This window comes from Aureibacter tunicatorum (assembly GCF_036492635.1).
Taxonomy (GTDB): domain Bacteria; phylum Bacteroidota; class Bacteroidia; order Cytophagales; family Cyclobacteriaceae; genus Aureibacter; species Aureibacter tunicatorum.
The window spans coordinates 2,408,982-2,422,819 of the sequence record NZ_AP025305.1 but is presented as its reverse complement, the minus strand read 5'-3'; the positions used below and the strand labels follow the sequence as shown (position 1 = coordinate 2,422,819).

At 33.0% G+C, this 13,838-nt stretch carries 13 protein-coding genes and 2 tRNA genes; 3 read left to right on the top strand and 12 right to left on the bottom strand.

The features are described 5' to 3' along the window. Positions 1–12: 12 nt before the first annotated feature. The 5 genes from AABK36_RS10465 to AABK36_RS10445 form a co-directional block, all read right to left on the bottom strand. Positions 13–915 (bottom strand): thiopeptide-type bacteriocin biosynthesis protein, encoded by a 903-nt coding sequence (locus tag AABK36_RS10465; protein WP_309939167.1) that lies wholly within the window; start codon positions 913–915, stop codon positions 13–15. A 19-nt stretch (positions 916–934) separates the two neighbouring features. Further along, positions 935–2,140 carry a lanthionine synthetase C family protein gene (locus AABK36_RS10460; RefSeq protein WP_309939168.1) on the bottom strand — a complete coding sequence of 402 codons (1,206 nt, stop codon included), beginning with the start codon at positions 2,138–2,140 and terminating at the stop codon, positions 935–937. Beyond that, the gene (locus AABK36_RS10455; protein WP_309939169.1) at positions 2,124–4,337 is read right to left on the bottom strand and encodes a lantibiotic dehydratase family protein; all 2,214 of its coding nucleotides are present in this window, start codon (positions 4,335–4,337) and stop codon (positions 2,124–2,126) included. The genes AABK36_RS10460 and AABK36_RS10455 overlap by 17 nt, the downstream gene beginning before the upstream one ends. Before the next feature lie 60 nt (positions 4,338–4,397). Beyond that, complete coding sequence (locus AABK36_RS10450) at positions 4,398–4,586, bottom strand: hypothetical protein (protein ID WP_309939170.1); 189 nt, start codon at positions 4,584–4,586, stop codon at positions 4,398–4,400. Positions 4,587–4,650: 64 nt separating this feature from the next. Then, positions 4,651–5,007 (bottom strand): LytTR family transcriptional regulator DNA-binding domain-containing protein, encoded by a 357-nt coding sequence (locus AABK36_RS10445; RefSeq protein WP_309939172.1) that lies wholly within the window; start codon positions 5,005–5,007, stop codon positions 4,651–4,653. Positions 5,008–5,156: 149 nt separating this feature from the next. On the opposite strand from AABK36_RS10445, the gene AABK36_RS10440 reads away from it, so the two are divergent. From AABK36_RS10440 to AABK36_RS10430, 3 genes are all read left to right on the top strand, one after another. After that, a complete protein-coding gene (locus tag AABK36_RS10440) occupies positions 5,157–5,441 on the top strand; it encodes a transposase (RefSeq protein WP_338390266.1) in 285 nt (94 codons plus the stop codon). Further along, the gene (locus AABK36_RS10435) at positions 5,435–6,460 is read left to right on the top strand and encodes an IS3 family transposase (protein ID WP_309943502.1); all 1,026 of its coding nucleotides are present in this window, start codon (positions 5,435–5,437) and stop codon (positions 6,458–6,460) included. Before AABK36_RS10440 ends, AABK36_RS10435 begins: the two co-directional genes overlap by 7 nt. A gap of 622 nt (positions 6,461–7,082) precedes the next feature. Continuing rightward, a complete protein-coding gene (locus AABK36_RS10430; RefSeq protein WP_309939945.1) occupies positions 7,083–8,483 on the top strand; it encodes a serine hydrolase in 1,401 nt (466 codons plus the stop codon). 67 nt (positions 8,484–8,550) lie between these two features. On the opposite strand, the gene AABK36_RS10425 is transcribed toward AABK36_RS10430, so the two are convergent. The 7 genes from AABK36_RS10425 to AABK36_RS10395 all read right to left on the bottom strand — a co-directional run bounded on the left by AABK36_RS10425 (position 8,551) and on the right by AABK36_RS10395 (position 13,708). Further along, the gene (locus AABK36_RS10425; protein ID WP_309939943.1) at positions 8,551–9,207 is read right to left on the bottom strand and encodes an NAD(P)H-dependent oxidoreductase; all 657 of its coding nucleotides are present in this window, start codon (positions 9,205–9,207) and stop codon (positions 8,551–8,553) included. Positions 9,208–9,280: 73 nt separating this feature from the next. Beyond that, a complete protein-coding gene (locus AABK36_RS10420) occupies positions 9,281–9,727 on the bottom strand; it encodes a MarR family winged helix-turn-helix transcriptional regulator (RefSeq protein WP_309939941.1) in 447 nt (148 codons plus the stop codon). Between the two features lie 99 nt (positions 9,728–9,826). Beyond that, a complete protein-coding gene (locus tag AABK36_RS10415) occupies positions 9,827–10,996 on the bottom strand; it encodes a leucine-rich repeat domain-containing protein (RefSeq protein ID WP_309939940.1) in 1,170 nt (389 codons plus the stop codon). Next, positions 10,997–12,343, bottom strand: a complete 1,347-nt coding sequence (locus AABK36_RS10410) for an SDR family NAD(P)-dependent oxidoreductase (protein WP_309939939.1) — start codon at positions 12,341–12,343, stop codon at positions 10,997–10,999. Positions 12,344–12,360: 17 nt separating this feature from the next. Then, a tRNA-Ala gene (locus tag AABK36_RS10405) sits at positions 12,361–12,433 on the bottom strand. A 2-nt stretch (positions 12,434–12,435) separates the two neighbouring features. Beyond that, positions 12,436–12,507: transfer RNA gene (locus AABK36_RS10400), tRNA-Ser, on the bottom strand. 262 nt (positions 12,508–12,769) lie between these two features. Then, positions 12,770–13,708: a hypothetical protein gene (locus tag AABK36_RS10395; RefSeq protein ID WP_309939938.1), complete on the bottom strand. Its 939-nt coding sequence runs from the start codon at positions 13,706–13,708 to the stop codon at positions 12,770–12,772. Positions 13,709–13,838 lie beyond the last annotated feature (130 nt).

The following is a 13,838-nucleotide window of genomic DNA, read 5'->3' as shown; positions in this document are numbered from 1 at the left end:
TTTTCTAAAAAACTATCTAGTTTCTAAACACTCCAATTCAAAATAATCTCTCCACTTATTATCATGATCAACCCGTATTTTCATTGAAGAGTATAATTTTTTCATCATATACAAAATCAAAAACTCATATACTCTTTGCTTTGACCTAAACAGCCTATTAACATGCATATGTATTATGCTAGAAAGCAAATTATTGATTTCACCTTCACCACTAGTTTTTACTATTATTTTACTTATCGTTACTTCTTCCAAAGAATTTTTCACATTGTGATTTTTATTATCATCTAGCAACAAATAATCTTCAATTTTCATTTTCTTTTCTCGATACTTCTTGTCTAAAATAATTTTCATATCCTTATTCATATCAAACTCCACTTCATACCCCTTTGACAAATAGCTAATTATGTCACCTTTTTGATTTAATGAATAAGAAAATTTAGACAACAATAAATCAATATACTTTATACACCAAAGCAATCGAGAATCCTCTCCAACTTCAGCCTCATACTCATAATTTATATATGAAAGAATATCAAGACTATTAACATAAAACAATGTTTCAATATCTTCCATTGTTCCGATTCCATACCTTTCTAACTCTCGTTTATAGGTATTGACACTTAAATCCCAAACCAGTCTATTTTCTATATAAGGTAAAATACACGCATTTAATTTCTTAATTAAAACAGCTATAGATTCTTCATTATCATTTGCGATATGAAACCTAAGTCTAATATGATTATCAGAATCAAAATATCTTATAAAAAAAAATTTATCAATTATTCCATTTTCTAGTAAAAAATTAGAAAGCGGATAAATCTCATTTATTAATATTTTTTCTAGTGTTTTTACTCCAGAGTAAATTTTGAAATAAAGCCATTCATCCCCTGGTATAAAGTTTCTTTTTAAGTTCATATTTCTTTGATAATAAATTTCAAGATAGCATCATACAAGATTCCCAATCCATATGTTTCGGATTTAAAAAAGTCAGATACACCATAGCAACACCAATATCTCCCTCCAGTAAACTATCGCACTCTTTAAAACCCCTTTCTTCAAAATCACCGACTAAAAACTTGAACTGTTTACTTCCAAAATTCATAGTTTCATTCAACCAGTAATTTGATATATCTAAAAATTCTTTATTATTTGTCTCATACCACATTTTATAAAAAATATAAAAAATGCCAGAAGAACCATGACAAAAACCTGCATCAACGACTTTATTTTTTTTCAATGACCTTCTTTGGCCTGTTTTCAATAGTCCCTTAGTCGCACTAGCCTTTAAACTCTCATCATTTAGAACTTTAGCTGTAAAATATAATGTGTACCAGATTCCCAGATCTCCATAGCACCAAGCCAATCGGCTATTTTGAGGAGTGTGTTTATTTGAAAAAAAGTCCGAACTCAAGATTGTATTTGGAAAACACGATTCAACCGATTCCTGTTTCTGTTGATTATTCATCAAAAAATTCACAGCTCCATCGATTAAAGCAAAACACTTTTCTTTATTAATTCCAATCGAATAACATTTCGCCAAAAAGAATATTTTCCCTGCTATACCGTGCGACAATCCAAAGTTTATCACTTTATTATCCATATCATCGGGCTTTGAATACTCCCACATCAAGCCACTAACGGTATTCACTTTTGTTTTATCTAAATAAGAAATTAGCGGGTCTATATACTCTTTTAAATTTCTATTTAAAAAATACACACCTATTCCTAATGCCCCGTTCAATAGATCATCGTCATTTTGCTCTATTAAATATAACATATTTTTATATAGATAAGGATCTATGTCTTCAAGGTAATCATCCGCATCTACATCCAGAATATTTTTCTTTGATAAATAATTTAATACGTGAGCCCATCCTGACACACCAGTTGAAAAATAAGGATTCAAATACTCAGTTTCTCCCAATTGCGTAATAATATTATTAAAAATTTCTGTAGCTTTTTCTAAATAGCTTTCATCACCAAATGCGGAATATGCCAAAGCCATTAACAAACCAGCTCCTGAGTTACCTCCATAAAGCCCTATCGAATCATTATCTTTTATCTGTTTATTCTTAACCTTAAACAAAAGAATATTTAATGCTTCTTCAACAGATCTTTTTGAATCATTTTTCATTTCCATTCTTTGTATTATTATAAAACCCTAATATTAATTCATTCGTAAATGCTTCTCCATTTTCATTAATAATTAGAGAATGATCCTCTGAATGAAGAAACTCTGTTAAAATTATTTGCCTCCCCTTGATTGCTTCTTTCAAAAAAAGTTTAATCGAATAATCATTATCGAAATCAATAAGAATTTTATTATCATTACTGCCAATAGTAACTCTTCCAGGCACAAAGAATTTATTAAGTAGTTTCAATAGTTCTTCTTTTTGTTTAAGAAAGCTTTTATGAGATAATATATTGTCAAAAAAATCTCTCTTTAAAATCCATTTTGCAGAATAAAGAATTATATTCTCATATCTCACTCTAGGGAAAAAAATTTTATCGGAAAACACCTCTCCATAGCTTACATATAATGAATTTTTCTTGTCATACTCTTGCAATGCGCATAAAAAGTAATATATAGGCAATGAAGCTGATGAATAATAATTATGAGCAGTAGTTAACCTAGTTTTTATTTCTTTATTCAAAGTCTTTGACCTTAATACAATTTGATCTCTATTCCTTATCGATATATATAAATCCGTAATTGGTATAGTATTATCTTCATCACATTCTGAGTGTGATAAATAAGGAATTTCAAATTTTCGAATGCTTGGCTTTTGCAATATGTTGCCTATTCTCTCTTGTGGCAGATGAGCAATTTCAGCCAATACTTCATTATTGTATGACATGCTTGTTTCTTTATCCACCATTTGCTGAACAAATTGATGAATTTCTTCATTTCCATAACAAAATCGCCCCAAAAGTTTTGATGAGTTTGCTCCACAACCACTCATTATTATCAATGGTCTATTCTCATCATACACAACCTCAATCATAGAATAAATAGTATCTGGAAACCTTTCCCAGTTTGAATCAAATTCCTTCAAATCATCTTCATCTATTACAATCTCATTATTTCTTATATTTGACAACTTCTTCATTAGTAGTTTGTCAAATGTACTAACAGAGGTTACATTTTCATTTTTTGTAGATTTATGAATTCCATTCACCAGTGGTGAAATATCATTATCTTGAGACACTGGAAAGCCTAAACCGGTATCAACATCCAATACCTGAACTAATGGGACTTCTTCATCTTCATACCTCTTATAAAACTCTTCAATGAAATTCGCAATATTTTCATCTTTTTTATAAGGAGTTAGTCTATTTAACACATCAATACCTTTTTTTAAGTCATCTAATAAAGAAATCGATAACTCAGCTTTATTTGAAGTTACATATAGATCAGACTGAAAAATTGATTTGTTTACTATATCATCTGAATTCAATTCATTCAACAGCCCTTTAATATATTCATAATCACTTATCTCCCTACCTATCGGTTTCGAATCTATCATTCTTAACCGGTCTCTAACCCTACATAAGCTCAATACAAGCTCATGCTTGGGAGAAAGCAATCTTTGACATTTTATAATAATCTGATGCAACAAATCATCACCATTAACACTTGGAGACAATTCACTTATTAAAATCTGACTTTGTATCAATTCATCAATATAATCCCTAGCGTCCTTTTCATCAATATACTCATTGACCAAACTACTTACTAGATCCACATATTTAACACCCTTTTTAGAAATATTTAACACATGCTCCAAAGCCTCATCTCTCTCAACAGATGTCAGAAAATATTTTCTATAATCACTTTTATACTTATACTCAGTATATCGCATTTCATTCATAACGGTATAAGCACTTGTTGAGGGATAATATTGTGACTTAGTCTTTAAATCTTTATCGCTTAAAATATTGGCATCTAATATTTTTGACAAAAAACCCATATCAACCCTAGTATGCGATTTATACTTGCATGTCTTATTTAATATTATTTCCGATTTTTCTTTATTTGAGATATCGCCAATCCCAACACCCGCGAATAACCCAAATGGAGTGCACCTCACATGAGACCTCAATAAATATTTTAAAAATGACAAGTTTATCTTTTCATTACTATGATCATAATTTTCTAACTCATTATACAAATCACTTGAAGCAATGTATAACGACTCCAGAAATTCTTTATTTAATAAAAAACCATTTATATAATTCCCTAAATCATTATAATTATCTGAAAGTGAAGATAAAGAGAATTGTGGGACTCTATAAATAAACTTACTAAAAGGAATTATTTGATTAATATAATTCATGCTTAAATATGCTTTTCAGTGATAAAGCAACTCAAAAAATGAGTTGCTTTAAAATTTCGATTATCTACACAATGCTCCTTTTTCGCTATGGCACGCTCTGTAACTTCCTTCTCCGCCTGAAGGGTCACAGCAAAGAAAACCTGTACAATTTCGTCTTGATGTACCTCCACCTCTTAATCCTCCTTGTTCTTCATTTGTCAATTCAGAAAGAACATTTTTTTTAAGTGCTAGTTTTTTTAACTTTTTCATTTTTTTAAAATTAAATTTCCTCGGATTGCATTTATAGTGGCGTCATCCTTTTCACTCATTGGCACTATTTTTTGCTTTTCAGCATGTATTTCAATTGATAATATCTACTCCTTGAAATTTTCATTTCTACATTATTTTTCAATATGATAGTTCTTCTGTTTGAAGAAGAAATCCTATCAATGAAATTCAAGTTAACAACCTTTCTAGAATGAATTTGGCATAAGCTATTTGAAAATGTCATTTGGTTAAAAATAACTTTTGACTCATCAGTCAAAGAATAATTTATAACTTTGTCAACCGTCTCTATTGTAATCTTCTCATCATCATAATACGCACAAATAATTTCATCTAGAAAAATATTATAATTATTATAATCATTATCAACAATTACAATTTTCTTTTCAGATAACCCTATAAACATATTTAAATTTTATAAAAATAAACAAACATGCTAGTTCAAGATCAACCCTCTTATTACTTATGATTACTAAGTTTAAATAATTTTATAAACTATAGTTCCCCCAAAAATTAGGACTGCAAGTTAAGATACAATCTATTAACTTAGTTACTATGAAAAGCAGAAGAAAATTTACCCCTGAATTCAAAGCAAAAGTGGCATTAGCCGCTATCAAAGAGCAGAAAACAATCGCAATTTTAGCACAAGAATTTGATCTGAGCCCTACTCAAATCAACACTTGGAAACGCGAGTTTTTGAATAATGCCTCTTCCCTTTTTAAAAAAAATAGCGATCGAAAAGAAGCCACGGATAGCTTGGAAAAGGAAAAAGAAACGCTCTACTCCAAAATAGGCCAACTTCAAGTTGAAGTGGATTTTTTAAAGAAAGCCTTATCGTAAACAAAAACACACAAGAACGCAAAAAGCTAGTCGATAAGGCGCATGATATCTTGAGTATTACGAGGCAGTGCTCCCTCTTAGGTATTCATAAATCAAGCTATTATTATAAATCTAAAGGTGAGTCCGAACTTAATTTGAAGCTTATGAAATTAATTGACAAGCAGTATCAAAAGCGACCATTTTGGGGAGTGCCTTCTATGAGCATTTGGCTTAAAAAAGATATGGATTATAATATAAACTCCAAAAGAATAGAGCGATTGTATCGGCTAATGGATCTGCGAGCCATCGTTCCGGGCCCTCATACTTCTAAAGGAAATAAACAACATAAAACATATCCTTACCTGCTTGAATCGCTTAAAATCGAGCGAATCAATCAAGTGTGGGCGACGGATATCACTTATATTCCAGTAGAGGGAGGCTACTTTTACTTAATGGCAGTTATCGATTTAAAGAGTCGATTTGTTGTGGGTTGGTCCATTTCCAATACTATGGATGCTGAGTGGTGTCAGGAAACCATGCAAGAATGCGTTGAACAATATGGAGTTCCTGAAATAGTCAATACCGACCAAGGCAGCCAATTTACCAGCGAAGTATTCACCTCTTATTTACACTCAAAGCAAATACGAATCAGCATGGATGGTAAAGGACGGGCGATCGATAATATATTTATCGAAAGACTATGGAGAACCGTAAAATATGAAGATATTTACCTTAAAGCTTACGCGACAGGAAATGAACTATTCGTAGGCTTGCTCGAGTATTTTGATTTTTACAATCACCAAAGAAGACATAGTTCATTGGAGCACAAGCGACCTAGAGAACTCTACTTTGAAGAATCGAATTTGGCTTTTATCTCAAAAGCAAAGGTAAGTTCAATACCAGAACCCGTCAAGGGTATAAACGGCTTGCCGCAGGCGCAACACAAGCCGCCCTTGACAGAACCTGATATTGAAATTTATGAAGCTCTTGAAATGAGAAACCAAAAAATAAAATTAAGTTTAACTACTTTGCGGTCCTAAAAAAGGGGGGAACATTAAACTGCACTACCATTTGGCTCAAAACATATAAAATATAATAATCCACCAAAGCAGATAAACTTAGCTAAGCACGTGAATATATAATAGCTTAAATAACACTTCAGGCATTACAAGAGTTGATTCCGAAATTTTGCTTTCACAATATATTTAACAGTTCTTTTTTGTCTTACCTTGTTTCATTGAAATTATAGTTATTCCTGAAATTATTTTTATTTACTTCAAAGCTACATACTTATTGAACATCCTTTCCCACCCATTTTGGGTAGTTTTCTAATTTTTTCAATTAAATAACTTTAGAGAACTATTAATAACAAAAAAGTAATAGTAATAGTCACAGTATCACTTAAAGCCACTGATATATATTTAGATTTAATTCTGCTAAATGCAAAAAGTTTAAGGCCTGCAAATATCTTAGAGGCTACTAAAGTTAAAAATTATTCATATATTTAAATTAAAATAGGATAAAGTTCAACCTAACTATAAACTCATTGGCTCAACAGCATTACAACAAACCTATAGTTGACACGAAGCTCTTATCTATTGAATAATCTCAATTTTTTAAAATCCAAAACGATCAACAATAAACAACCATAATAAAACTAACATGCGATTTTCAATTTTATTTTTAGCGATCACTGCTACCTTTTTTTGTTGCAAATCAAAAGCTACTAAAGAAGTAAAAACACAAGATCAATATGCCTTGAAATTAGACTCATTAATGACTATTGCCTATGAGCGAGACCTGTTCAATGGCAACGTTTTGGTTTCCAGACATGGCAAGATCATTTATCAAAATTCATTTGGGTATGTTGACAACAAGCAAAACAAGCTTCTGCATCAACATTCGATATTCAATGTCGGATCAATCATTAAGGAAGTAAATGGCGTAGCCGTCATGATGCTTACCGAAAAAGGCTTGCTTTCTTTGGATGACCCGATTTCAAAATTCAACCTTAAGCTTCCAGCTTGGTCTGAAAAAGTCAAAGTAAGCCATTTGCTCAATTATGCCAGTGGCGTTCCCTGCATTGACACGATGGATTCGATAGATGATAAAAAAGCATGGGAAATCATCCGAGGAACTGATACTCTGCTCTTTGAAGCAGGCTCGAAATTCAAATACGATAATGCCAACGTTTTCCTGCAAAGAAGAATCATTGAAAACGTAACAGGCCAAAACTTCGAAGCTTTCGTCACCGAGAATATTGTTAAACCATTAGGGATGAAAAACTCAACCTTTGATCCTCAAGAAAATTACCCTGAAAGAGCTTCTTGCTTTGATTTTAACAAACAAAAGTGTCCGGAGATGCGATTCATTAGCGGTTGGCTATGGCTGGATATTCATGACCTGCATAAGTGGATCACTGCGCTTAATACTGAACAATTAATCAGCAAATCGTCTTTTGAACAGCTTCTTAAAAATCCATATGCTCCCGAAAAATCATCTTCGCTTGGAGAATACTTCGATGATATGCAATTGCACAAACATAATGGCATTTCATTCAATTTCGAATCCATTTTCTTCAATGATATAAAAAATGATGTGGTGATCATTCTTGTTTCCAATCAAAGAAATCAAGTATGGGACCTTGGCCATCTGGCGCATGATATCATCTTGGATAAAGAGATCAAATATCCTCAAAAATCAATTTACCGAGCCATCAGAAACGAATCAATGAATAATATCGAGCTAGGATTAAAAAAATATAATGACATTAAAAATAAAGATTCAAACCTATATGCCTTTGACAATCCAAGTGAATTAAACAAGCTGGGGTATGATCTCATTGGCGCCAATAAAATTCAAGATGCCTTAAAAGTATTCGATTTGGCTATTCGTGAATTTCCAGAAAATTCCAATCTTTATGACAGCTACGGGGAGGCATTTTATCTTGATAAACAATTCGAAGCCTCCTTGGAAAACTATCAGAAATCGCTTGAACTGGATCCGAAAAATAAAAATGCGGAAGAAATGATTGAGAAAATTAAAAAGGCAAAATTACAGTAAGCTAATTCATTTTCGAAACATCAGAATAAAGGTTCTAATTCCCCTATTCTGATGTTTTGGAAACGAATCACTTAAATTCCACAGGTTCGCTTTCGTTTATTTCAATGACAAAGTTGTCTCTTGTTTTTCTCACTTTAGGCAAACTAGCCATTTGCTCTTTATCCGATCTATAGCCGATAGGCAATATCACTACCGGCATTAATTCTTTTGATCCAAGATTCAATAATTCTTGATACTGTAGAGAATCAAACCCTTCCATAGCGCAAGAATCTATTTTCAATTCCGAGGCCACGGTCATGACAGTGCCTAATGCAATATACGCCTGTTTTGTAGCCCACTGAAGTTTCGTATCTTGATCCATCATTGAGAGATAATTGCTCACCGAATTCTTATATCCTTCAAGATCCTCTTCTTTCACTCCCCTTACTTCAACCACTCTATCAATATAAGCGTCAATATTCTCTTGATTTACATTCGTATCAATGGCAAAAATTAATATATGAGAAGCATCAGCTACTTGTTGTTGATTATAAGACAATGAGACCATCTGTTTTTGAAGCTCTTCATTATCCACAACCACTATTTTAAAAGGCTGAAGTCCCATAGATGTGGCCGTCAAATTTCCAGCTTCTAAAAGGGATTCCAAATCATTCTTGCTTACTTTTTTCGCGAGATCAAAATTTCTTACCGCTGATCTCCACTTTAGTGATTCCATTAAACTCATCTTACTTAATTTTAATTGTTAAACATTTATTACATGTAAATAATTTACATGTAAAATATTATGACAAATTTTTTTACTCTCTTAATTTGTCTAAAATTGAATTAACCGTTTTAGCGTCTTCTTCGCTTATTTTCTCAAGAAAACTCATTTGCTCTTTGCCACCTTGATCGATTTCGGCAAGCAAAGCAAGACCTTCTTTCGTAATCGAAACATAAACCACTCGCCGATCCTCTTCGCATCTTTTACGTTCCAAAAGTTTCTTGTCAAGAAGCTTGGTGGTCATTCTTGTCGTATGCGGAGACTTGTCAATCATCAAGTTCTTAACTTCATTCATCGTCACCCAATCCCCTGCTCCTCTTAAGATTCTGAGTATGTTGAACTGCTGGGATGATATGCCAAACGGAGCGAGAAAATCGCTGAAGCCATTTTTGATCCAATTTGATGTAAATATCAGATTGGTGACAAAACGATGCTTCTCATTTTCAAACTTTGTTTTTATGCTATCATCTAAATCCGACATGTTCTCTATCTTATAATTTGATCCAAAAGTAATAAATATATTTTACATGTAAAGTATTTTCGAGAGGAATTTGTTTTTTATTTCGAGAAGAAGATTTATTTATCTAAAAATACTCTTTATATCCAAGATTTCCTTCGCTTGCGAAAGAGGCGGATTAACAGCTCTGTTTTTTTCGAGTTGTTCATGCATTGCCGTTTTAACCTTTTTGCTTCGAATGGCGGAGTATTTAAAATCTATGATATTATCATTAGCCTTGAAAGCTTTAGATAGCTCCCAATAGCCGTAAACTCCAATTTTGTTTCTACGCAGATCCAAGGATTTCAAGCTATTGCGAGTTTCTAAAAATTCCGCTAACATTACAGCCCCTTTGTCCAAAATCTGATTTGCAGAAGCTTTAAGCACTGCTGTAGAAGGAGAATAACCTAGATCCAATATTTCTAAGCTGTTATGATTTCCAAGGGATTTGATGATCAACTCCAACCCCCTATATGTGATACCGTTACTTGAAAGAGAAAGCGTTTTTAATGAATTATTCTGGCTTAGGCTTTGACAAAAATATCCGACACCAGCATCATTCAACTGATTCACTCCCAAATAAAGCTCTGTCAAATGATCATTCAAAAGCAATTTATTAATCGCCTTGCCTGAATCGGAATTTAGATAATTACCTGACAAATAAAGACGCTTGATCGGATAATCGTTTGCTAGTAAAAAGTTGATCAAACGTTCTAAATCATTTGCTTCGAGCCCTGTATTAACAAGATCCAAAGTTTCTATATTTCGATTTAACTCCAGCAAATGAATTAACTCATCAATGCCTTTGCCTCCTAGCGGGTTTCGTTTCAGCCACAACGACTTGACGGTGTTGTTATTTTCTAAACCATTCGCTAATTCCTTAAAGCCTTCTCCGTCTATATTATTGCAACCCAGATATACTGTTTCAATCGTATTATTCACCTTAAGCATCTCTCCCACACTCTTGGCTCCATCATTGCCAATATTTCCTGTACCAAATAATATCGCTCTGATTACATTGTTGTATTTCAAAGAATCTGAAAGCAGCTTTGCTCCCTGAGGTCCCAATGATTGTTTGCAACAGTCAAGTCGCTGGTCTACGGTCAAGGCTCCTTTGGAATATCTCTTCAGTTGATCCACTTCCAAATTCGACTCAATGTCCTTCCTTAATTCATGATATGGAAGCAAGTCTGAAGTTTGAATATGCCCACTATCAATTACGGGACAAACTATCTTATTATCGTGCTTTTCCATTTACCAATCTGTTGGGTGATAATCTTTTAAAAAAACGCCATGCATTATGCTTTCAGGTTTATTCACACCATCTGCTATCGGCGCAAAGACTCTTGACGCACCATCTATAATATCCAATGGCGGAACAAATCCATTATTTCTCATTCTTTCTCGTTTGGGAAATGGGTTTTCGTCAGTGATCCAACCTGTGTCAACACTCGTCATGAAAATATTGCTGCCCGCATAATCCTCTGCAGATGTTCTGGTCATCATATTAAGAGAAGCTTTGGCCATATTGGTATGAGGATGAAATACCGTTTTATTTTTACGGTTAAACTGTCCTTCCATTGCGCTAACATTCACTATAAACTTATTCGGATTGCTCGACTTCATCAACAGGCTTTTCAAGCCGCTATTTAATAAAAATGGGGCTGTGACATTGACTAATTGAACTTCAAGCATTTCCATTAGTCCTACTTCCTCCAATGTACTAGACCAACTATTATTGTCTCTCAAATCAACTTGCTGATTATGATTGTCCATCATGCCAACTGGAAAATAATTCTTCATTTGATCATTATTCGGGAGCAGTGAACTGGAGTTGGAAATCAGATAATTAGTTTCTTCCTTGCTGATCAAATGCTGATAATATTCATATGGCCGTTTAATAGTTTGGGCCGCATTATTTATAATGATATCTAGTGAAGACAACTGATTTTTTAGATAATTTATAAAGTCTTGAACAGAAGGAATATTTCTGAGATCCAATCCATGTATAAACAACCTGTCATTCCACAAAGAATAATCATGAACTCTTTTAAAATCGTCTAGTGCATTTTTCGGAAAGCGGGTTGTGATATGCGTTTCCGCTCCACTCCTTAGGAGCTTTAACGCTGTTTCGAAACCAATTTTAATTCTACCTCCAGTGACTAGGGCTCGATAACCGGAAAGGTCGCAAGTATTAGCTCGCTTTTGATAATTGAATTCAGCGCATTTGGGGCAAAGTTGATGATAAAAGAAATGCAATTGTCGATACGCCTTTTTGCAACAATAACATTTTTTACTACTCATCAATTCATTTTGTTCTTTCACAACCGAACCAAGAAGTTTCACTTGTTCTTCATGAGCAAATTCATCATTGATTCTGAATATCTCAGTGCTTTTAATTTGTTCTAAATCATTCGCAGTTTTATCGTCCAAAACCTTTCTTCTTCTCTGTTTCCTTGCTGTCTTATATATTTTCGAGATTAATCCTTTCACTTGATCATCGTGATCAATAATACCAGGATCATCCGCAAGCTCTTGAAGAAGATCAACTAATAAGTTTCTTTTCGATTTGAAATTTATTGAAGCTTTTTGATTTCCCATCTTTTTTCTATAAAAATAAAGAGAGGCGGGATTTGAACCCACGACCTTTAGGTTGCAGACCTAACGCTCTTCCAGCTGAGCTACTCTCTTTGGATAAGGAGCGGGACTTGAACCCGCAGCTATAGATTAGCTACCTATTGCTCTTCCAGTTGAGCTACCCTTATCATATTATATCATCAAAAAATAATAAATTATATCAAGCTAAAAAAATATCAGCTTATTTCATTTGATAATATTCTCATTTTATTTTAAATCTAGTTAGATTGTCCGCTTGAACTCCAAAAACTTTTTAGCGTAAGCTTCACATGAATACCATTGATTCGCCTTCTCTGAAATGAACTTATTATTTTGCAACAAAATTACTGTCTTGCACATTCAAATCTGGAGAAGACGAATAAACGAAATACAAATATGTAGCTAATCAGATTATCTTTGGCTATTAATTAATGGCAGCAAACTTTTGTACTTACTTTCTGATTTTTTTTGCCTTCTTGGTGTTGGGTATTTATGTAATTCTCTCGAATGCTTAATTACATCGGTTACATTACCTTTTCCTGATTCATATTCATAAGTTGATGTATAAATTCCTTCTGTGAACGAAACCAAATCACCATACTCATCATATTTATGCGTGAGTGTATTAGAAATTGCCCAATCATCAAGCATAGAGTTCCATCCATATTCTTCAATCACACTGACTTTATCTCCTTCATATGTATAATTGACCATTATCATATTTTGCCATTTGTCATTATATAAAAGAGTTTTGACCATTTTGACCAATTTATCGCCTTCATAAGTAAATTCTTCTATCGCTGGACCACTCGCGTATTCATAATTTTCATCATATTCAGACGAAATTCTCACTACTTTATCCCCAGCATATTCTATTGTGTAATTTTTATACCACTGAGCATCACCTGCAGATTCATATATCTGAATATATTGCATACGATCTCCATTATACACATATCTAGTATGAACATAATCTGTACGTTCCACCAACCTCCCATTTTCAAACAACAAAGATTCGGCTAACTCAGGAGTTTCTAAAGGCTCACTCTGGCTCTGCGTATATACATTGACTCTATTTCCTTCATATTCATAGAACATCTTTGAAATTTCTTTCCAACCATCGCCGCTATTATCCATTGACCAGATTATTTCAGAAAGTTTATCGCCATCGTATACAAACTCATCCCTTTCAATAGCTATTCCGCTAGGACCAGCGACATATTCTGTAGTTACTCTTCGGGCTATTTCTGACTGAGTAGATTCTTCTGTACCTTCATTATCGCAAGAAAAAGCAATAAAAGATAAAACAACCCACAAAAAAGGATTAAATATAGTTTTATTAGTCATCATTTTGTTGTTATTTTTCATTCAAAATCAAGATATAAACCCTTACAACACATCAAAACATACGACTTAATTATTATTTAAATTCTTTATTAATTCATGTAAATACCAGTATATAACAAATTTAGAATCAATA